Source organism: Halobacillus dabanensis (genome assembly GCF_900114165.1).
In the GTDB taxonomy this organism is placed as follows: domain Bacteria; phylum Bacillota; class Bacilli; order Bacillales; family Halobacillaceae; genus Halobacillus; species Halobacillus dabanensis.
The window spans coordinates 231,093-251,082 of the sequence record NZ_FOSB01000002.1; the positions used below are offsets into that span (position 1 = coordinate 231,093).

Sequence of the window (19,990 nt, forward strand, 5' to 3'; positions counted from 1 at the left end):
TATTGTTACATTCCACCGCCGAAGTTTTGCATCAGATAGGCAGATTGCGAATTCATTTTTTGTATAGCTTTCTCCATAGCACCAAACTCACGCCAGTAACGATTTTCAATAGCTGTCAAACGATCTTGAAATGAACTCATATCATCGTTAATACTTTCAATTTGCCGGCCCAACATGAAGTTGTTATCTAAACTGGTCGGCTTACCTGCTTTCCTCTCGATGGACTGAGTCGCATTTTCTATCGAAGATTCCAAACGCCGAGCGATACCAGGATTCGCATCTGTTCCTGAAAAAAGTTTGGCAACAGAATCAGGATTGTCCCTTAATGCTTGACGCAATTGATCTTCATCGACTTCTAACTTCCCGCCTTCTCGATAATTGGACGTCGTCGTAATTCCGATTTGCGAGGCCATGCTATATTCCCCGTCCGTCTCGACTGGTGAATACCAATTCTGACGCATGCTGCTCAAGGCCCCACTTACAACAGAATCACCTTTTAGCATTCCGCTTTTAGACTTTTCTTCCCAAAGCTCGATTTCTTCCTCTTCCATATCCTTTTTCTGTTCCGCAGTCAAAGGCTGGAAATCACGGTACCGTTTCTCTTCCGTTTTGCCATTCAAATCATCGATTACTTCATTGTATTTCTCAACAAAACTCATCACTTTTTCAAATGAATCATCAACGTTATTAAACACGTTCACTGTTGAAGTACCAACTTCGTTGAATGAGTAGTTGATTCCATTGAGAGAGTAGGAATTCGTATTGGAGGTCATTTCGAATGAATTGTTGTACTTAAACTTGGCTTTTGTACCACCTTGTTCTGCCTTTTCCCAGCTACCATCAGCTTTTTGTACTCCATTTTTTATCCCAAGTGTGTCTGCTAAAAAAGGAGAGGTTTGACCATTAAATCCAATTTCAGCACCAAGAAAGTCTCCATCTTCAGGGTTAAAATCCCCTGTCTCGGTCCGCTCCATCATCACTTTGTCTGATCCTTTGTCATAAAAGGCACGGACGCCAAGATCAGAGTCATTGATATCTTTTAACACATCATTTAGAGAGGAAGTTTCATCAACGGTAAACATTTTTTCATTAGCACCTTCCTCGTTGTATGTTGTAATTGAAAAAGAAAATTTATTATCTGCATCAAAGTTGATTCCATTTTCAAATTTGTCCTTTTGGTCGAACATACTTTTATCCGGATCAAATCCATCCTTACTTATCTCACCCTGGCTATAATTGTAAGCCGCCTCAGCAAGTTGAGTTACTTCCATCTTGTAACTGCCTTCGTCGGCACTCGACAAGGCTGTCGCAGATACAGCTGAACCGGAAGAGCTGACATCTTTTGAGTTATAAGAACGCTGCAGTTTCATATCGAAAGCCATCGTATCCAACTCTGAAAGCTGTTTATTTACATCACGGTAAGCATCTCTCTTGTATGTAAGCCATTCGCGATCCTGCTCCATTTTATTTAGCGGCTGCCTCTCCGCATTCATCAAATCTTTAATAATCTGATCTGTATTCATCCCAGAAGCGAGACCACCAATACGCATATCACTCATTCTATCACCCACTTATATTTTTTCATCAACAATAAACCCAAGTCGCTCCGCAATCGATGCATACATATCGAGCATCTTTTTCGGAGGAATTTCCTTAACTATTTCCTCTGTATCACTATCAACGATGGTTACATAGTATTCTTCTAATTTATCATGAAACTGAAATCGCAACGAGGTATGGACAGCTTTGAAAAATTCATTTATATCCTCTGACGCCTGTTTCAGCTTTTCTTTTTCATTACCTGTCGAGTATTCTTTGTAGTCTTCTTTTACTCTTTCATTTTTCACTGATTCATTCTTCTGAACAGTTGAACGGTCACCAAGTTGTAAATGATTTCTCTGCAGAAGTTGTGTTTGGGGAATAAGATTTCTTACATCCACTTTCAACAACTCCCTAATCGCTATGTAGTTTCCTTTTATATCGGTTAGAAGTGATAATTATTAAGTAGATGAATTCATAGGTCCCCAATTTGCCCTATAGTTTAAAAATGGTATAATAAATATACACAAACGTACGTTCCTGTTTATGTTTAGGGGAGTGAATTTTTATGGAGGATTTATGGAAACAATTAGACTTAAAATATAAATCAAGACTCACCGGAAAAATTCTAGGGGATGGAAGTATTACACGGGTTTAACTTATAGTGAATTAGCAGAAATATGTCTGGACATAGAAAAAGACCCCAAAAATGAGGGTCTTTTAAGCTTTATTAACGTAGAAGTTGAAGAACTCCTTGAGGTTGTTGATTCGCTTTTGCAAGCATAGCTTGAGAAGCTTGAGAAAGGATACTTTGTTTTGTTTGGTTCATCATTTCTTTCGCCATCGTGCGAACATTTACTTTCATAAATGACCAGACTATATCTTCACCCTCTAATTTTTCTAGTAGGGGTCGGGAACTTCGGATTCACAATGTTGAACCACCATAGTTTCACCTACGGATTTCATCACCTCAGACGGTGGTTTATCCTAGTCGTTGAACCTTCTCCAGAGTTTCCTCACAGGAGCTTGGCTGCTGATTGCCCAATCTCTTCTTTTTTCACACCATCACACTTGTCGTTTCCAACTACGTTGTGGTAAGAAAAGTTCTAAGGGGTTTCCAGCAATTCACCCGATTATAATCGCTAACTGTTACCAGCTAGGACGACTGTGACTATTCCTGCTTATGCAGCAGCTAAGTCATAATCTACGTCACGGATACGAGATTCCGCAGCAGTTAAGTTTTCAGATGATGTACCTAAGTTGTTGATTGTGTGATCTAAACGATTTTGGTACGCACCAAGGTCAGAACGTTGAGCTGATACCTGTTCAATTGCATCATTAATCTTTGTGATAGCTTCTGAAGCCTTCTCATGAGTAGAAACATCAAGCGCAGCTTCAACATTTGTATTATCTGTTCCATCTGTAACAGTATTAGATTCTGTGAAATTCCCTGTACCAGCAGTTCCAGTTAGGCCGAGTGCATTTGCTCTCATATCATTTACTTCAATAGACATGCTTTGTCCTTCATTAGCTCCAACCTGGAATCTTGCTTCAAACCCTTCCCCAGCCCCAGGAGTTGCAACTGAAACTGATGGAGCTTCATCACCAGAGGCAGTAGTTTCTGTGATTTGAATATTGGATCCACTTGTCACTGTGGCACTGTATGTTCCTTCGTTACCTAATGCTGTCGCAATGTTTGAAGCAGTTTCAGCATCATCTGCGCCTAAATCAAAGTCTGTGCCTTCTGTTAATGATACATCTCCCACTGTAACCACGTTACCAACTTCAATTGTATCGCCAGTATCAAAAGAATAAACACCTGCAGTTCCGGTATCACTACTTGCGTCTACATTAAACCCTCCGATAGTAGCACTAGAGTCGCTATCGGTAGACATGGTAAGGTCACCAGAAGTTAAATCCGACCCACTTGGAGTATCTTCAGTTAAAGTTATTGTTGTTCCTGAAACTGAAGCTGAGTAATTTCCACCAATTGCCGAGGCTAAGTTAGAAGCAGTTTCAGCATCATCTGCTCCAACTGCAAAGTCACCAGTTGCACCTGCAGTATATTCTGTTCCATCAATAGTGATTGCATCACCATCGTTAACCCCACTTAAATCAAAACTATATTGACCAGCAGTACTAGCTACACTAGCTGTATCCTGCGTTACATCAACAGAAGTTGTTTCTCCACCACCATTAAGTAGGTTCTGAGTATTGAATTCAGTAGTGTTACCAATACGGTTGATTTCAGAAGTTAACTGGTTAACTTCTTTTTGAATTTCGCCACGGTCTGTTTCTGTATTAGTATCGTTGGAAGCTTGAGTAGCAAGCTCACGCATACGTTGAAGGATATCATGTGTTTCATTCAAAGCACCTTCAGCAGTTTGAATCATTGAAATACCATCCTGAGCGTTCGTTTGTGCTTGCTCAAGCCCACGAATTTGTCCACGCATCTTCTCAGAAATAGCAAGACCTGCTGCATCATCAGAAGCATTGTTAATACGAAGACCTGAAGAAAGCTTCTCCATTGAATTCTGGTTCGCTTGGTTCGCCTGACCTAGTTGACGGTGCGTATTAAGCGCTGCGATATTGTGATTAATTCTCATATTAAAAATTCCTCCTTGAATAAGTGACCCCACATCCTTGTGTGATCCTCTTAGTACAAAACAAAGTCGGCCGACATTTGTAATGTTTTACATTACTTATATCGACCGACTCCCCGATGTTTTTAATCTTTTTTTGTGTTTTTTATTAGTTCCAATAGATTTTCTGTCACATTTGCCGCTTCGGCGTTCTCTTTTTCTATCGCTACATAAACTTCCTGTCGATGAATCCCCATACTTTTGGGGGCTTCAATCCCCAATTTCACTTGTCCACCTTCGACACCGACAACGGTAATAGTGATGTCGTCTCCTACTCTGACAGACTCTCCTTCTTTGCGGTTAAGAACGAGCATGGGATTCACCACCTTTCCCGTAAGGAATCAACGGATGCTTCGTTCTGTAGTCTGGATGATTTAAAATTATCTGCTTCGCTGTACCTTTAGCCGTGTTCATAACAATAGGAGCCTGTAGATTTAACGTAGACGTTTCAAAAGGATCCCGCAATGTCACTACATTATAAACGGCCACATCTTCAGGAGACTCTATTCCCATGTCTTCCTCGTCAATGTCAAACTCATAGTCTTTATAAAAAAGATATGGGTTTGTAACTATAAGCGATAAGCCTGCTTCTTCGACGGACTGTAATGCAAAATATGTATCTAACTCATCCACTGGCAACAAAACAAAATTATGATAGCTTTCAAATCCGGGCAGCCCGGACGAAAATTCAATAAAATTTTTCTTTTCTACTTCCATTGCACCAAAATATTTTGTTTCTATTTTCATAATTACACCTTCCAGTCAATCTTTAAGTCTGGCATTTGTTCCATGCTTACATGAACATTACCAGGACGATAATGATGTTCAGGATCGCGTTTCTTATTGTCTATAATCGGCTCACGACGCTGGATATAAATTTGCGCCTCCCCAGGCTGATAGTTCGTCTGAACAAGCTCATATGTCGGTCTGCTTCCTGGCTGAAGGGTAAACTCAAACCCTGCATTACGCTTCGCCTGGGCGGCTATCGGATTTCCGCCATTTTCTATGCGCATGAGCTCATCCCCTTCACGAGAGACACGAGAAAGTCCTTCCATCCAAAGATTATTCGCAATCCCGACAAGCTCTTCCGTTCTTACTAATACATTTTTCAAGTCAAGGTTATGCCAGGCATTTGTCTGATCAATCGTCAACTTCCCGGGCTTTTGTTCAATCTTCATATCCGCTTTCGGCTGTTGAATCGACTGCCCTGCCTTATGCTGCTTTATCGTTTGTTCCGGCTTATTAATCGCCAGCCCAATCCTTCCTGGAGTCGACTGCACCCGAAGCTGTGGAATATTCACCCTGATCCCCTCCTCTAAAATCCAAGTGTAATATAATAGTTTTGTAATTTTCATATGACTAGGATTTCTGCAATTCCTTCAGGTAAGTAGGTTAAGCTACGGTCTCAATGGGGGCAGACGGTACCTCCTACCCTAGTACTGATCCACTTATTTAATAAGGGGAGGTGGGGAACGGGGAGACTCCAGTGGGATGAACATGATAGGTGAGATCCCGGAAGACGAAGTCTGAGGAAGCTCACCACATGCCCACGGAAAGCGAGTCGTTCCCCACCGAGCCTTTCTCCAAACATGGTATCAAAAGGATGTAAAAAAACAAGACTGCCTCAAAGCGAGACAGCCTTATCTTAGAAAATCCATCAACGTCGGCTGGATAATCCGGGCTCCGACGCCCATCGCCGCTCTATGGACACTTTCCTGTGTTTTCAAATCTGTGATCACTTTCTCAATATCCGCATCTTCGTTATCGGACATCATCTTCGTCGCGCTCACTTTTTGAGATTCCAAACGATCCTCAATCAACTCTACACGGTTCATACGTGCCCCTAAGTCGGCACGTTCATTGACGATATTTCCGATATGTCCGTCGAATGTTTCAATGAAATCTCCAAGTTCCCCCTCGGTTGTATCACCCTCCAGGGCAGATGCGAAACTTTCAAGATCTTCAAAAAGCTCCTGGTTGAACACATTCCCAGGTGTAATATTCGTCTGCAACTTTACTCCAGAGGAAACTTCGATACTTACCGGATCGTTCCCTGGAGGGCCTGAACCTTCCAAATCATTCATATCAAAAGGGGCTTCAGTGGTATTCGATCCATTGAAAATGTATTTATCATTCACTTTCGTATTAGCGATCGTGCCGATATGTTCCTTCAGCTGGCGAATTTCTTTAGCGATATTCTCGCGCTGACCTTCATCGTATGTATCATTACTCGCCTGCACCGTCAGTTCACGAACCCGCTGCATCGCTTGTGTCGCTTTATCAAGAGCGGAATCGCTATTGTCCATCCAGTTATGGACTTCGCCGATATTGCGTTGGAATTGTTCTACTTCGGTTACTTGCTGGCGGTAATTGATACCTTTCATCGCAACGACAGGATCTTGCGAAGGGCGGCTGATTTTTTTACCTGTCGATAATTGCTCCTGATACTTGCCCATGTTTGCGTAACTATCACTCAAGTTACGCAGCATATTATTTGAAAGCATGTTTTGTGTTACGCGCATCCGTCATTCACCTACCTTCCTACTCGTCCCATTTGATTGATGATCCGATCAAGCATTTCATCGACGACCGTAATATTCCTTGCCGCTGCGTTATACGCGTGTTGGAATTTGATCATGTTCGACATTTCTTCATCCAATGAGACAGAACTGACCGATTGCCTTTGTTCATCGACAGATCCTTTGAGCGCTCCTGCGTTTCGTGACATCCGTTCCGCTTCCTGCGTCTCGACAGCCATTGTGCCAATCATCGATTCATAATAGCTGTTCATCGATGTTTCTTCACCAAAGACCTCATTCGGTTCATTTTGCACATCCGCTAAATTCGCAGCATTTTCACCGTCACCGGCTTGGTCCGAGACTGCTGCGGCAATATGATCCCCGTCTGCTTTGATTTCATCAGTCAAATCAAGAGTGCCTGCTACACCTTCGATAACTCCTTCTGCTTCCATATCAATGTTGAAAAAGTTGGGAACCTCATCCCCGTTTTCGATACTATTCAAGGATTCCCCTTGGGTATGGACATTGTTGAATTCCCGGGCAAAGCCTGTCGCCATCCTATCCAAATCGGAGAGCATTTGCGAATAGCTACCTTTTTTCTCATCGCCTTCCATATAGCCACCAGAATCAACCAAACCTTTCAATTTACCTTGGGAAGAAAAGTCGTTAATAGCATAAGAAGCACTATCTCCAACCTGGATGCTGCTAGCGTGAACTTCCCCATCGTCATAATTGACCTTCAGTGTGTTCACTTCATTTGCTGCTCCATCGACAAGCTTTGCTTCTGGGTCCAGGGCTTGTCCATCGTTACCGACGATCGAAATGCTCGCTTTCCCCATAGCCAGTGGATCAGCAGAGGAAGGGGTATCTTCGTATTTCACTTCGATATTTACATGCTGCGATAATTGATCCACCAACCGATCACGTTCATCATACAAATCGTTCGGTACCATTCCGTGCGGTTCCACTTCAGCGATTTGCTGGTTGACGTTATTGATCTGATTGGCCAATGAATTGATTTCTTTTTCCGTGACACCGACCTCTGTTTTGACGTCCTTCTGCATCGATTGGATTGTGTTCGATAGGTAGTTGAACGTTTCTGCTACGGCTTGGCCGCGTTGACGCACAACAGAGCGCGCACCAGAGTCTTCCGGATTGACAGACAAGTCCTGTAATGATTGCCAAAAGCGGTCCATCGTCTTCGCAAGACCATCATCAGAAGGTTCGTTCATGACACTTTCCAACCTTCCTAAAGCCTCAGAGCGAGCATCATAGTATCCGGATTTACTGCTTTCGCCACGATACTGCTGGTCCAGGAATCCGACTCTTACCCGTTCAATCGAGCCTGCTTCCACACCGCTCCCGACTTGACCTGGAATCTCCGGACGGTTTCTTGAGGCCGGTGGATAAGGACCTGTCTGTTCAAAATTGACACGCTGCCTCGTATAGCCCTCGGTATTGGCATTTGATATATTATGTCCTGTTGTATATAAAGCGGATTGTTGAGTGAAAAGACCACGCTTGGCCACTTCCAATCCGTGAAAAGTTGATGACATAGCTGTTGCTCCTCTGCATTATGCTTTTGAATCGAAAACGGACCGTTTGGACTGATTACCAGAAGGACCTTGCTGACCACCGTAATTCAACGACTGAAGCGATGGTTGAAGCAGATCAAGAGACATGTTTACGAACTGCAGCGACTGTTGAGTCAAATCAGCATTCAATTTCTCCTGCTGTTTCAAGTCGGCTAATACAAGAATGAGCCCTTCATAGGAATCCTGTAGCCTGGCCTTTCCTTCCCCTTGTAGCACTTCGAGGATCTCAGACACCGTCGGTTCCGCTGTAGGGTGTCCTTGGCCTTGAGACCATTGCGCTACTGTTTGTGCTCTTTGCTTTTCGATTTTTCCGATCGCCTGGACGTGCTTCCGTTCTTGCGTCAACAGCTGCTGGATGCCTTCTATATCATTGGTTTTCAAGGCTTCCGTTTTCTTTTTTGATAAGGAAAAAAGGCTGTCATGCAACTGTTTCAGCTGATTCATATGAGTGATGATCGTATCGATCGTCATGCTGATTCTCCTCTAGCTTTTATTCGACCAGAAGTCCAGCATCTTCTTTGCTGTCGCCTTCGAGTCCACTTGATAGTTTCCCGATTCAATATCTGTTTTCACTTGTTCGACAAGCTTTTGACGTACCGAATTGCTTTTACCTGATTCTTGCATCTGTTTCGCTGTTTCTGATATCTCAATTTTATCCTTCTGTTGTTTCTTCGTTCCCATTTCTGTTTGCTTGTTGATTTGTTTTTGATAGGGATTGAGATTCGTTTGATTCGGTCCATTGATTTTCATATGAATCACCTCATTTTCATACCGTACTATTATTAAATATTATATCGGCACAGGTGAGGAAGATATAAATGCTGCTTAAGATTCATTTCACCATGAATAATAAGTCCTGTTGCTCTTTTCTCTTTCCCGTTCCTCTTTCCTAGCCTCCAAAGCCTCATTACGTTCTTGCGCTTGCAATCCTTTATGAAGCGTTTCTCGACAATCAGCACACAAACGGTCCTCTCGAATCGGGCTGCCACACTTTTCACAACCATAGTCCAAATTGGGAAATTGCGCCGGGTGCAGTCTCTTCTGTTTTACAAATTGACGGATTTGCCTCTCTGAAACGCCTGTATCTTCCTCTATCTGGGTTACTGTCGCTGTCCGGTTCACCTTCTTGCGCAAATAGGCATAAACTGTTTGAAAATCTTTCTCCTCCGCCTTTTTACACGCCGGACACACAGAAGTCGTCCCTTTCACAAATAATCCTTTACAACGTGAGCAATTGGCTAAACTCCCCATCTCTTCTTCCCCCAATGTATCTCTTTTTCTATTATATCGGCAGGAATATACAGATTCAAAAGTCCTAGCGCACATTCAGCGAAAAATCGTGAAAGAGGACACGGAAGGACAGCCGTACTCCCGTAATCTAGACGCCATATGGCGCACCGTCCTTCCTGTTGTGTAAATGTCATCGACTATAACTACAGATTCATGAACAGGGCGTCTTAATATAAATGGATTTTCGGACTGCATCCGCTCTTTTTTTCCTCGTTTTGATTGTTTTTCGCTATGCAGCCGATCAAAAAGGCTTATTGGTTCTTTCGCTAAAGCTAAAATGATCGCTTCCGACTGGTTGAACCCTCTTTCCGCTTCTCTCTGTTTACTTAGGGGAACGGGAACAATGATATGTTTTTCAACCCCTGTCATTTCCCACTTCCTTTGTATTTCCTTTTTAATGGCTTGAAACAAAACATAGTCTCCCCGGTACTTCCAGCGCGCCACGAATTTTTTGCCGAATTCATTGTAACGAAAGACCGCCACATTTTTATCAAACGTTCCAAATTGAGTATCGCTCCATTGTTCACAATCCCTGCATACACCTTTGTGATCTGGCCGATGACAAACCGGACAACAGGGACCATCGATTTTTTCTAAGGCAGCCCGACAATCACCACACATTTTAATTTCAACAGGTGGCTTCCAAAACGTCACCCATGAGACCTCAGGAATGATTTCTTCATGACAGATAAGACATCTCATGTGTTTCGACCCAAACGGTTCATGTACTCTATGGATTCGATAGCATTGAGCAGTGCATCCGTTTTACCGATATGATAAAAATGAACATTTCCTGTTGGATCGTCATGACTCCTTCCTGCTCTGCCAGCGATTTGGACAAGTGCTGCTTCATCAAACACCCCGTGTCCGGCATCGATTACAAATACGTCAACAGATGGAAAGGTTACTCCGCGTTCTAGAATCGTTGTCGTTACAAGCACACGATACTTTTTCTTTCGGAACGCTGCTATTTTTTCGGCACGGTCTATATCTTCCGCATGGACCGCTTCTACTGTATACCCTTTTCCTTTAAGAAGGAGCGCCATTTCCTCCGCTTTTTTTATCGAAGGAAGAAAGAGCAGCAATTGGCGGGGAGAGGTTTGCTGTTCGGCAATCTGTTTCAAAAGTTTCGGTGGGAGTTCACCCTTTTTCAAGAAACGATGAAGGGTGGGAGTGAGTTTTAGTTGGGGGACAGGGAGAGGATGACCGTGAAACCGTTTCGGTACAAAAACGACCGGCAGCTCTTTTTTGCGCATCCTTTTCTTCTGAACTTTCCTCGGTGTTGCGGTGAGATAAATGATGGAGGCGTCCATTTTCGCCGCGCGCTTGCAGGCATAGTGAAGCGATTCGTCATTATGAAATGGAAAAGCATCCACTTCATCGACAATCATCACGTCGAATGCCCGGCCATAACGGAGAAGTTGGTGCGTCGTCGCTAATATCAATGGCGCATCACCAGTTTTGTCTGGACTATCCCCATATAGAGCCTGCATACGCACTTCTGGAAATGCTTTTTGAAAGCGCGGAAGCAACTCGCGCACGACATCGGTACGCGGTGTCGCAAGGCAGACCCGCTTCCCTGTCTCCAGTGCTTTTGTAATCGCAGGAAAAAGCATCTCCGTTTTTCCTGCACCACATACCGCCCACACCAGTTTCTCTCCCGCTCCTTTTTCTACAAGGTTTACGAGTTGATCGGCAGCATTTTGTTGGTACACAGTCAGTTTCCCTTGCCATGCGCACGGATTTTCATGGGCTGTCCAACTCACATAGGAACTCCCGACATAGAGAGGCTCACATTCGAGTACGCGGCCCATTTGAATACAGGACCGGCAATACCGGCATTCCTTTTTACAGGAGGTATGAGGCATGAGGCCGAAAAGATGGGAGGCCTTGTTCCCGCAACGACGGCAGCGGTGGCCCCACAAGTGAGGCTCGATACTATCTACTTTTGTAAAAACAGAAGAGGTGACAAGGTGATCGATCTGTTCATCACTTAACGGAATTTCTTGACGGAGAAGGAGTTTTCCGGCGAATTGAGGGTAACGATGGGGTGTATGATGTTGAGGAATCCAGGAGTAATCGGTCGTAGTGTTACTTCGTAATAGATTCATTAATTTATTCACCATCCTATCTAAGAATAGAGCCTGCTTGAGTCTCACAAACAGGCTCTATTTTTTCAGGAATGACGATACCAGCCAAGACCTATGGCGCCTTCCCCGAGGTGGGTTGCAATCACAGGGCCGAAGTAGCTGAGCACAACTTCAACATTATCATGTCTATCTTCCAGTTCTTTCTTAAGTTCTGCCGCTTCCTGCGGACGGTTCGCATGAATGAGGCATGCCTTGTAGGTTCCGCCCTCTTCTATCGTTTCTTCAAAAAGGGAAAGAATGCGCTTGATCGCTTTTTTCCTTGTGCGGATTTTTTCAAATGGGACGATTTTCGTATCAACAAAGTGAAGCACAGGTTTCACTTGAAGCAAGCTCCCGACAAACGCCTGTGCACCGTTCAGACGGCCACCGCGCTGCAGATGACTGAGATCATCGACCATAAAGTAAGCGTTCATCGATTTCTTCATTTCGTTCAGGCGGGAAATAATCTGATCTGGTGTCGAGCCATTGTTGGCAAGTTCCGCTGCTTCCAAAGCGTAAAATCCTTGCATGTAACAGCTGATTTCCGAATCAAAGACAAGCACATCGATTTCTTCCACCATTTCCCCTGCCGTCACCATCGCCTGATAGGTACCACTGATTCCGCTGGAAAGATGGATCGATATGACTGCATCATAGTCCTCGGCGAGCTCTTCCAATTTCTTGGTCATAATCCCGATTGACGGTTGAGATGTCTTTGGAAGAGTTCCTCCCTCTTTGACCATGTCGAAGAAATCGTCGGCATTGATATCAATTTCTTCTTGATAAGATTCCTCTCCGAAGATAACGTTCAACGGAACCATATGTATATGTTTTGCTTTTCTTATGTCTCTCGGAAGGTAAGCCGTGCTGTCGGTAATGACCGCTGTTTTCACCCGATCAACTCCTTAAGTTTGTAATCTTTTCTATGAATATTATGTAAGAGTATTTCTGGTATTCTCTGCCTTCTATTTTACATCAAGCCATCACACAATGCACCAACAAACTAGAAGAATAGTCGTCAGATGTCTTAAAGTGGTGTACCAAGTCATCCAAATATTGGATGACCTGGTACACCATTTTATTCCATTTCCGCTTCTGCACATAAAAAAGAGGCTGTTCTTTAAGGTATATCTTTCTATACCTTAAAGAACAGCCCTGGTTGAATTTATTTAGATAACTTCGACCCAGCCATTTTTAATTGCTGTTACAACGGCTTGTGTACGATCGTTAACATTCATTTTTTGGAGGATGTTACTCACATGGTTTTTGACTGTTTTCTCACTGATGTAAAGAGCTTCCGCTACGCCACGATTGCTGTTTCCGTCCGCCAACAGTTGCAGCACTTCGCATTCCCGACGCGTAAGCAAGTGCAATGGTTTGCGATATTCAATCGTACGATAAGCACTGCTTCCGTTACTCTCCGATAAGCGGCGATATTCAGCCACTAAGTTGTGGGTCACTTTCGGGTGCAGGTATGAACCACCTGCGCTCACAACTTTGATCGCCTCTATCAAAGCATCGGAATCCATCTCTTTCAACAGATATCCTTGAGCCCCTGTTTTCAGCGCATGCGTCACATAGTTTTCATCATCATGAATGGATAGAATGATGACTTTCATCTCCGGATAGCGTTTTGCGATTTCCGCAGTTGCCTCTACACCGTTCATGCTCGGCATATTGATGTCCATTAAAACGACATCCGGCATGTGCTGTTCAATAATATGAAGGGCTGTATCTCCATCGTCACCCTCTGCAACCACTTCGAAACTGGATTCGAAATCTAAAATCCTTTTTACACCTTCACGGAATAATTTATGATCATCAATCAAGACTATTCTGGTCGTCATGGTCATTTCCTCCTGTTTCTCTTACATAGAATGGTTTTTCAGTCCCCTAACCTATTCTTTTTCTCTCTATTGTTCACTCTTTTTTTATTTTTTTAGAAAAGTGAATCTACCCTAATCCTATATCCTATTATAAACGATTCACGTCCATTTACATAGATATTCGTTGAAATATCAATTTATCGGCAAGTGAATCGTGACAATTGTCCCTTCCCCGACACTTGAATCGATATGAAGTTCTCCGTCTAACATGTCGACGCGTTCCCTCATTCCGACAAGGCCAAAGGATTTCTCTTTCTTTTTAGTTGTGTCGAATCCTTTTCCATCATCTTTCACGATGATCGTTGTGGCTTCAGCCTTCATTTCTACTTTCACTTTGATTTCTGATGCCTCTGCGTGTTTGACAGCGTTTTGAACGGACTCTTGAACTAAACGAAATAGAGCAACTTCATATTTAGACTCCAATCTCCGTTCTTTTCCGAAGGATGTAAAAGCGATGTGTGTTTCTTTGTTGTAATCTTCAATCGTCGCTAGATACTTTTTCAACGTAGGAATCAGCCCGAGATCATCCAGGGCCATTGGACGCAGATCATAAATGATTCTCCGCACTTCATAGAGCGCAGACCGAACGAGTGACCGGACGCTTTTCACTTCCTGCATCGCCTCTTCAATCCCGCGTTCCCGGTAGGTCCTGTCCACTAAATCAGACCTTAGCATTACATTTGCCAGCATCTGTGCAGGACCATCATGGATTTCACGGGACAATCGTCTGCGTTCTTCTTCTTGAGCTTCGATAATCTGCAAACCGAATTCCTGTTTTTCTTTCGCATCTTCCAGCGCATCACTCACATGTCTGAAGTCTTCGGTCAAATAGTTGAGTACGATCGAGATTTTCCCACCTAAAGCTTCTGCCCGTCCGATGGTTTCCTCTAAGTTCTTTAACCGTAGCTCTAAATCATCTCTCCGCTCACGCAGCTGCTTTTCTTTTTCACGCTTCATGGATAAATCCATTTGTAATCCATGAGTTTGTTCGTACACTTTACGAATTTCTTCTTCTGAATACTTCTGGAATTGTTTGCTGACTTCTGATAAGCGCATTCGGGAGGACCGTACTTTTTGCTCAAGCTTGTCTCCCTCGTCAATGAGCGAGAGGACCTGCTTTTTGGTCTCCGTCAAATCTTTATTCAGTTTTTCGAATTCAGTGCGGGATTCTTCACCAATTTGAAAAATTTCATCTTTACTGTTGGTGACGGTATCAACCATTTCGCCAATAATATGGTCAAGGGCGATATCCCCATTCTTTTGTACACTCATCATTAGTCCCTCCATCAATATTCACATAATCATTCGTAAGTCCCATGTCCTTTTATGGGGGTTTTCTTATGAATTTCTATATATTTAAAAGTCCTCTAGTAAAATAAGCCTCGATTCCGAGACATTTGTGAGAGAAAGGCCTCCAGGAAATGGCGAGACTCCTGTGGGATTAGAGTACTAGGTGAGACCCCGCAAGACGAAGTCTAAAGAGGCTCACCGTACTCCCACGGAAAGTGAGTTATTTCCCCAACCACCTGCTCCATTCATCAGTCACGGAACTAAGGAATATTGCAGGGCGCTAGTGAATTAAGATCAATCCATTTGCCGTTTTTTTGGCCCGTCGATATAATGAAAACTTAGGAGGTTTTCAAAACATGTTAGAAAGCTATTATACCGTAAAACCGGAAGGATCAGAAGAAATCACCATACAGAAATCACGCTTCATCGGTTATGTGAAGCGCTGTGAAACCGAACAAGAAGCACAGGATTTCATTCAACAAATCAAAAAGAAACATCATGATGCTACACATAATTGCTCTGCCTATATGATCGGCGAGCATGATCTTATACAAAAAGCGAATGATGACGGTGAACCGAGCGGGACTGCCGGTGTACCAATGCTGGAAGTTTTGAAAAAAAGAGGGCTGAAAGACACAGCAGTCGTCGTGACCCGCTACTTCGGCGGTATAAAACTCGGAGCTGGCGGTCTTATTCGTGCCTATGGCTCTACTACCTCTGCAGCAATTGATACCACAGGGGTCGTCAAACGCCAATTGATGCAGGAAATGAAAGTGAAAATCGAATACCACCAGCTTGGAAAAGTTGAAAATGAGGTCAGAAACTCGAAGTACACATTGGAGACGGTTAATTACTTAGAAAATGTGGAATTAATAGTATACGTAGAAAGCGGTGAAGAAGAAGAATTCGAAAACTGGATGACCGACTTGACTAGTGGTCAAGCTGTCATAGAAAAAGGGGATTCTCCCTACGTAGAATTTGATGTCACAACTGAGTAAAGGAGACTGCTCATATGATACGCCGGAAGCGAACCGTTTTCATTTGGACAATAGTCTTTATTGTCCTTATTGGAATTGGTGCGGCCGCTGGTTATGCCGGCTACCTGACCGATCAAGTCAAAGAAACTGCCACAGAGTCACATCAGGAATTAGACCGTGGCGGGAAGTCTGACAAAAGAACAGAAGAGGTGAATCCTGCTCAAGATCATACCTCTGTGTTATTTATTGGGGTGGACGATAGTGAAAAAAGGTCAGAAACTACCTCTCGATCAGATGCACTAATCCTGGCGACATTCAACGAAGACGATAAATCGATAAAAATGCTCGATATCCCTCGTGATTCCTTGACGTATATCCCAGAGGTGGGGTATGAAGATAAAATCGCTCATGCTCATGCCTTCGGAGGGGTTGATGCATCCGTCGAAACCGTCGAGCGCATGCTGGATGTACCGGTCGACTATTACGTCCGTCTGAATTTCCAGTCCTTTGTAGAAATTGTCGATTCCATCGGTGGTATTACCTATGACGTCCCATATGAACTGACGGAACAAAACAGTTCGGACCAGGCAGGTGCAATCGAATTGGATGAAGGAACTCAAACACTGAATGGAGAGCAGGCCCTGGCCTTAGCCCGGACACGAAAACAAGATAGTGATTTAGCTCGTGGGGAAAGACAAATGGAAATCATACAGCAAATTTTCCGGGAGGCGATGTCATCCCGGGGGTTGAATAACTTTGACGACATACTCGCTTCAGTAAACGAGCATATGAGCACAAATCTAACCTTTGATGAAATGATTACATTCAAAGATTATTTTCTTCAAAAAGAAGGGTTTACTTTCGATGAAATGCAACTCCAGGGTGAGGGAGGCTTCACCGGAAATGGCTGGTACTATCAACTGGACGAAGAAAGCATCCAAGAGACCACAGACCAACTGAAAGCTCACTTGGGACTTGAAAAACCCCTCGCCTCAGAAGAAGCTCCAGAAGATGACTCCATGTAATCATCTTTTATCCGCGGGAGTGCGAGACTCCCGCTTTTTGGCATAGATGCTTTTTCCTTTTTGAATGGATCTCCTTCCCTTTAGCGTACTTGCTTACACAATGATGCCTCCCCGGTAAATTCCCACACCTCTATCACTTTTCAACTACCATAAAAAAAACGTTGCCCTTAAAGGACAACGTTTTTTGGTGATTACTTTTCACGATAACCACGAATCATATTGAGAATCGGTTTATAATCTTTTCCGACCAATCCTGTCATCTCGACAATCATTTCAATCATAAGCACGAGCATCGCAATAACAATCAAAGCCCCATACATCGTCGCCTGTGAAAAAATGACGGCAGCTAAGCTGAATAAAGCACTTACCGCATAAATCATCAAAACAGATTCCGGGTGACTATATCCTAAATTCAACAAACAGTGATGCAAATGTGACTTATCCGGAGCTGAAAGCGGCTTCCGGTGGACGACTCTTCTTACGATGGCAAACAACGTGTCCGAAATCGGTACACCAAGAATGATAACAGGAATGATTAGAGAAAATAATGTGACGTTTTTGAAACCAAGTAAAGAAAGAACACTGATCATGAATCCTAAAAAGAGCGCACCTGTATCCCCCATGAAGATTTTCGCAGGGTAAAAGTTATAAACAAGAAAACCTACAGTGCTTCCCAACATCATTAATCCAGCGAACACGACAAAAACATTCCCCATAGTAATCGCCATACCAGAAATAGTTAACAGCGCAATCGCTGATACTCCTGCGGCTAATCCATCCAACCCATCAATGAGGTTGATGGCATTTGTAATTCCGACAATCCACAAAATCGTGATTGGAATGCTCATATATCCAAAATCCAATTGACCACCGAATGGTAAGTTGATGAATTCTACTTGGACACCACCGATGACAACAACGGCTGCTGCTAATAATTGTCCACCAAGTTTAACTTTAGCTGACAGTTCTTTTAAATCATCAAGGACCCCTGTCACAATTATAATCGTCGAACCTAATAGTACTGGCCACGTGTATTTGCTTTCCGGGAAAAAGAATAACGTCCCTGCAGCAAAACTAAGGTATATGGCTAAACCGCCTAACCGCGGCATGACATTTTTGTGTACCTTACGATAGTTCGGTTGATCTGTCGCACCGATTTTAACTGCTATTTTCTTGACGATCGGTGTGACCAGAATGGAAGCGATCAAGCAAAATAGCAAGGCCTTATACTCCATAAAGACCCTCCCTCAGGTTTATTATGTCCTCTCCTACAAGTCATAAGCTGATATATAATTTCCATATTTGTCTGTATAAACGTCATCGTCTCGTTGCATATTAACCGTAAAAAATTATATCACAAGAAAACCTTTTTGATTATAACGATTTGGTTACTTTTTCATTAACCCCTCCCTCTACCTTTGAAACATTTTTATGTAAAATATCGCATTCCCTTACAAAAATCGCTAAACAGAATCATTTGAATAAATGACAAAGGCCATGATAAAATGTCTTCTTTCGTCATAAATTTACATCTTCTGTGATTATAACAGAAGATTTGGAATTATTTATACACGAAGGAAAATTTTAATAATTACTTTTTCACACAACCTGGGAGGATACAATTCATGTCCATGAGAGAGAGAAAAAAATTAGAAAAATCACTGAAGCCACATTGGGTGTGGGCAATCGCCTTCGGGTCCGCCATCGGCTGGGGTGCTTTTGTATTACCAACAGACTGGATCGGACAAGCTGGACCTCTTGGAGTAGTCATCGGCATTTTGTTAGGGGCTGCGTTAATGATGGTCATCGGGGTCAGTTATGGTTTCCTCATCGAAAAATTCCCCGTCACTGGTGGAGAGTTCGCCTATGCTTACATAGGATTCGGTCGAAAATTTGCGTTTATGGCCGGTTGGTTTTTAACCCTTGGTTATATTTGCATCGTCGCATTAAATGCTTCAGCCCTGGCATTGCTTGCTAAATTCCTTTTTCCTGACCTTGTCCGTACAGGAAACATGTACACCGTTGCAGGATATGAAGTGTCCATCATCCAAATCGCAATCGCAAGCCTTGCTTTAATTTTGTTTGCGTGGTTGAACATTCGTGGAGCGAGCTTTTCAGGACAAACACAATTCGTCTTCAGTCTCATTCTCATTTTAGGTATAACACTGCTTGCAGTGGGAGCGATTTTCACAGAGGGGCCAAGTATCACTCACATTACACCTGCCTTCAATCCAGAGCAGACAGCCTTGGCTTCCATTTTGACCATTCTTGCTATTGCACCATTCGCCTATGTAGGTTTTGATAATATTCCGCAAGCGGCAGAGGAGTTCAAATTTGAACCGAAAAAAGCTTTCGGACTTATTATTTGGTCCCTTCTCGCAGCAGGTTTAGCGTATAGTGCGATGATTTTGATTACAGCAAGCACCATGCCCTGGCAACAGTTGCTCACGCAAATCAATCAGACACAGTCCGTTTGGGGCACAGGAGATGCGATCGAAAGCTACCTCGGACGCGCAGGAGTATTCATCATTGCAATCGCTGTTTGCATGGGTATTTTCACAGGACTGAATGGATTTTACATTTCATCAAGCCGTCTCACTTTTGCCATGGGAAGAGCAAGAATTCTCCCTGATATTTTCCGACAGCTGCATCCCAAATATAAAACACCATATGTCGGCATTCTGTTTACGATGGCGATTTGCTTAATTGCACCATGGTTCGGCAGGCAGGCGTTATTATGGGTTGTCGATATGTCATCCACTGGTGTCGCCATTGCTTATTTCTTCTGTACAGCGACAGCCTACAAGTTTTTCCGTTGGTCAGATGGAGAAAAGGCCAATGATTCAGATAAGACGATAGCTCCAGGAAAGAAACTGTTATCCTTGATCGGAATGATCAGCTCGCTTGGGTTCTTAGTGCTATTGTTACTTCCATGGTCGCCGGCATCCCTCGGACGGGAATCTTACATCGCCCTTCTCATCTGGATACTCATTGGCGTCGTTTTTTACCTACTCAACTCTAAACGTTATAACAGCATTGAACGTAAAGAAATGAACTATTTGATTCTAGAAAAGGAAGAAATATAAAAGCTAAGGTTT

Annotated in this window: 22 protein-coding genes; 3 read left to right on the forward strand and 19 right to left on the reverse strand. The window is 43.2% G+C overall.

What is annotated here, in order from left to right:
• Positions 1–5: 5 nt before the first annotated feature.
• The 18 genes from BMZ58_RS04330 to BMZ58_RS04410 form a co-directional block, all read right to left on the reverse strand.
• Entirely contained in the window at positions 6–1,559 is a 1,554-nt protein-coding gene (locus BMZ58_RS04330) for a flagellar hook-associated protein 2 (RefSeq protein ID WP_075035333.1), read from the reverse strand.
• Between the two features lie 12 nt (positions 1,560–1,571).
• A complete protein-coding gene (gene flaG, locus BMZ58_RS04335; protein WP_075035334.1) occupies positions 1,572–1,940 on the reverse strand; it encodes a flagellar protein FlaG in 369 nt (122 codons plus the stop codon).
• Between the two features lie 329 nt (positions 1,941–2,269).
• The gene (locus BMZ58_RS04340; protein ID WP_075035335.1) at positions 2,270–2,404 is read right to left on the reverse strand and encodes a flagellin; all 135 of its coding nucleotides are present in this window, start codon (positions 2,402–2,404) and stop codon (positions 2,270–2,272) included.
• 316 nt (positions 2,405–2,720) lie between these two features.
• The gene (locus tag BMZ58_RS21570; protein WP_075035336.1) at positions 2,721–4,145 is read right to left on the reverse strand and encodes a flagellin N-terminal helical domain-containing protein; all 1,425 of its coding nucleotides are present in this window, start codon (positions 4,143–4,145) and stop codon (positions 2,721–2,723) included.
• A 122-nt stretch (positions 4,146–4,267) separates the two neighbouring features.
• Positions 4,268–4,495, reverse strand: coding sequence for a carbon storage regulator CsrA (gene csrA / locus BMZ58_RS04350; protein WP_075035337.1), 228 nt, complete (start codon positions 4,493–4,495; stop codon positions 4,268–4,270).
• Positions 4,482–4,928 carry a flagellar assembly protein FliW gene (fliW, locus tag BMZ58_RS04355; protein ID WP_083412517.1) on the reverse strand — a complete coding sequence of 149 codons (447 nt, stop codon included), beginning with the start codon at positions 4,926–4,928 and terminating at the stop codon, positions 4,482–4,484. The genes csrA and fliW overlap by 14 nt, the downstream gene beginning before the upstream one ends.
• A 2-nt stretch (positions 4,929–4,930) precedes the next feature.
• Positions 4,931–5,482 (reverse strand): DUF6470 family protein, encoded by a 552-nt coding sequence (locus tag BMZ58_RS04360; RefSeq protein WP_075035339.1) that lies wholly within the window; start codon positions 5,480–5,482, stop codon positions 4,931–4,933.
• A gap of 339 nt (positions 5,483–5,821) precedes the next feature.
• Positions 5,822–6,703: a flagellar hook-associated protein FlgL gene (gene flgL, locus BMZ58_RS04365; RefSeq protein WP_075035340.1), complete on the reverse strand. Its 882-nt coding sequence runs from the start codon at positions 6,701–6,703 to the stop codon at positions 5,822–5,824.
• An 11-nt stretch (positions 6,704–6,714) separates the two neighbouring features.
• Positions 6,715–8,256 carry a flagellar hook-associated protein FlgK gene (gene flgK, locus BMZ58_RS04370; RefSeq protein WP_075035341.1) on the reverse strand — a complete coding sequence of 514 codons (1,542 nt, stop codon included), beginning with the start codon at positions 8,254–8,256 and terminating at the stop codon, positions 6,715–6,717.
• Between the two features lie 18 nt (positions 8,257–8,274).
• Positions 8,275–8,766 carry a flagellar protein FlgN gene (locus BMZ58_RS04375; protein WP_075035342.1) on the reverse strand — a complete coding sequence of 164 codons (492 nt, stop codon included), beginning with the start codon at positions 8,764–8,766 and terminating at the stop codon, positions 8,275–8,277.
• A gap of 12 nt (positions 8,767–8,778) precedes the next feature.
• Complete coding sequence (gene flgM / locus BMZ58_RS04380; RefSeq protein WP_075035343.1) at positions 8,779–9,045, reverse strand: flagellar biosynthesis anti-sigma factor FlgM; 267 nt, start codon at positions 9,043–9,045, stop codon at positions 8,779–8,781.
• Positions 9,046–9,132: 87 nt separating this feature from the next.
• Complete coding sequence (locus tag BMZ58_RS04385) at positions 9,133–9,546, reverse strand: TIGR03826 family flagellar region protein (protein WP_075035344.1); 414 nt, start codon at positions 9,544–9,546, stop codon at positions 9,133–9,135.
• A 75-nt stretch (positions 9,547–9,621) separates the two neighbouring features.
• Positions 9,622–10,287 (reverse strand): ComF family protein, encoded by a 666-nt coding sequence (locus tag BMZ58_RS04390; RefSeq protein WP_075035345.1) that lies wholly within the window; start codon positions 10,285–10,287, stop codon positions 9,622–9,624.
• The gene (locus tag BMZ58_RS04395) at positions 10,284–11,696 is read right to left on the reverse strand and encodes an ATP-dependent helicase ComFA (RefSeq protein ID WP_244151492.1); all 1,413 of its coding nucleotides are present in this window, start codon (positions 11,694–11,696) and stop codon (positions 10,284–10,286) included. The genes BMZ58_RS04390 and BMZ58_RS04395 overlap by 4 nt, the downstream gene beginning before the upstream one ends.
• A gap of 65 nt (positions 11,697–11,761) precedes the next feature.
• Positions 11,762–12,607 (reverse strand): DegV family protein, encoded by an 846-nt coding sequence (locus BMZ58_RS04400; RefSeq protein WP_075035346.1) that lies wholly within the window; start codon positions 12,605–12,607, stop codon positions 11,762–11,764.
• 82 nt (positions 12,608–12,689) lie between these two features.
• Entirely contained in the window at positions 12,690–12,815 is a 126-nt protein-coding gene (locus tag BMZ58_RS21575) for a hypothetical protein (RefSeq protein ID WP_279626115.1), read from the reverse strand.
• A 68-nt stretch (positions 12,816–12,883) separates the two neighbouring features.
• Positions 12,884–13,561: a response regulator gene (locus BMZ58_RS04405; protein WP_075035347.1), complete on the reverse strand. Its 678-nt coding sequence runs from the start codon at positions 13,559–13,561 to the stop codon at positions 12,884–12,886.
• Positions 13,562–13,732: 171 nt separating this feature from the next.
• On the reverse strand, positions 13,733–14,872 hold the full coding sequence (locus BMZ58_RS04410; RefSeq protein ID WP_075035348.1) for a sensor histidine kinase: 1,140 nt from the start codon (positions 14,870–14,872) through the stop codon (positions 13,733–13,735).
• Positions 14,873–15,246: 374 nt separating this feature from the next.
• On the opposite strand from BMZ58_RS04410, the gene BMZ58_RS04415 reads away from it, so the two are divergent.
• A complete protein-coding gene (locus tag BMZ58_RS04415) occupies positions 15,247–15,888 on the forward strand; it encodes a YigZ family protein (protein ID WP_075035349.1) in 642 nt (213 codons plus the stop codon).
• Positions 15,889–15,902: 14 nt separating this feature from the next.
• Positions 15,903–16,892 (forward strand): LCP family protein, encoded by a 990-nt coding sequence (locus tag BMZ58_RS04420; RefSeq protein ID WP_075035350.1) that lies wholly within the window; start codon positions 15,903–15,905, stop codon positions 16,890–16,892.
• 191 nt (positions 16,893–17,083) lie between these two features.
• Here BMZ58_RS04420 and BMZ58_RS04425 read toward each other — a convergent pair whose 3' ends face one another.
• Positions 17,084–18,127: a glycosyltransferase family 4 protein gene (locus BMZ58_RS04425; RefSeq protein WP_075035351.1), complete on the reverse strand. Its 1,044-nt coding sequence runs from the start codon at positions 18,125–18,127 to the stop codon at positions 17,084–17,086.
• A gap of 390 nt (positions 18,128–18,517) precedes the next feature.
• Between BMZ58_RS04425 and BMZ58_RS04430 the strand changes: the two genes are divergently transcribed.
• Positions 18,518–19,978: an APC family permease gene (locus BMZ58_RS04430; RefSeq protein ID WP_075035352.1), complete on the forward strand. Its 1,461-nt coding sequence runs from the start codon at positions 18,518–18,520 to the stop codon at positions 19,976–19,978.
• Positions 19,979–19,990: the final 12 nt, after the last annotated feature.

What these genes read in the sequence shown, in the direction of transcription:
- BMZ58_RS04420 (WP_075035350.1), top strand. Translation starts at nt 15,903, where the DNA reads ATGATACGCCGGAAGCGAACCGTTTTCATTTGGACAATAGTCTTTATT.
- flgM (WP_075035343.1), bottom strand. Translation starts at nt 9,045, where the DNA reads ATGAAAATCAATGGACCGAATCAAACGAATCTCAATCCCTATCAAAAA.
- BMZ58_RS04395 (WP_244151492.1), bottom strand. Translation starts at nt 11,696, where the DNA reads ATGAATCTATTACGAAGTAACACTACGACCGATTACTCCTGGATTCCT.
- BMZ58_RS04340 (WP_075035335.1), bottom strand. Translation starts at nt 2,404, where the DNA reads ATGAAAGTAAATGTTCGCACGATGGCGAAAGAAATGATGAACCAAACA.
- BMZ58_RS04390 (WP_075035345.1), bottom strand. Translation starts at nt 10,287, where the DNA reads ATGAGATGTCTTATCTGTCATGAAGAAATCATTCCTGAGGTCTCATGG.
- csrA (WP_075035337.1), bottom strand. Translation starts at nt 4,495, where the DNA reads ATGCTCGTTCTTAACCGCAAAGAAGGAGAGTCTGTCAGAGTAGGAGAC.
- BMZ58_RS04330 (WP_075035333.1), bottom strand. Translation starts at nt 1,559, where the DNA reads ATGAGTGATATGCGTATTGGTGGTCTCGCTTCTGGGATGAATACAGAT.
- BMZ58_RS21570 (WP_075035336.1), bottom strand. Translation starts at nt 4,145, where the DNA reads ATGAGAATTAATCACAATATCGCAGCGCTTAATACGCACCGTCAACTA.
- flgL (WP_075035340.1), bottom strand. Translation starts at nt 6,703, where the DNA reads ATGCGCGTAACACAAAACATGCTTTCAAATAATATGCTGCGTAACTTG.
- flgK (WP_075035341.1), bottom strand. Translation starts at nt 8,256, where the DNA reads ATGTCATCAACTTTTCACGGATTGGAAGTGGCCAAGCGTGGTCTTTTC.
- BMZ58_RS04425 (WP_075035351.1), bottom strand. Translation starts at nt 18,127, where the DNA reads ATGGAGTATAAGGCCTTGCTATTTTGCTTGATCGCTTCCATTCTGGTC.
- fliW (WP_083412517.1), bottom strand. Translation starts at nt 4,928, where the DNA reads ATGAAAATAGAAACAAAATATTTTGGTGCAATGGAAGTAGAAAAGAAA.
- BMZ58_RS04410 (WP_075035348.1), bottom strand. Translation starts at nt 14,872, where the DNA reads ATGAGTGTACAAAAGAATGGGGATATCGCCCTTGACCATATTATTGGC.
- BMZ58_RS04405 (WP_075035347.1), bottom strand. Translation starts at nt 13,561, where the DNA reads ATGACGACCAGAATAGTCTTGATTGATGATCATAAATTATTCCGTGAA.
- BMZ58_RS04375 (WP_075035342.1), bottom strand. Translation starts at nt 8,766, where the DNA reads ATGACGATCGATACGATCATCACTCATATGAATCAGCTGAAACAGTTG.
- BMZ58_RS04430 (WP_075035352.1), top strand. Translation starts at nt 18,518, where the DNA reads ATGTCCATGAGAGAGAGAAAAAAATTAGAAAAATCACTGAAGCCACAT.
- BMZ58_RS04385 (WP_075035344.1), bottom strand. Translation starts at nt 9,546, where the DNA reads ATGGGGAGTTTAGCCAATTGCTCACGTTGTAAAGGATTATTTGTGAAA.
- BMZ58_RS04415 (WP_075035349.1), top strand. Translation starts at nt 15,247, where the DNA reads ATGTTAGAAAGCTATTATACCGTAAAACCGGAAGGATCAGAAGAAATC.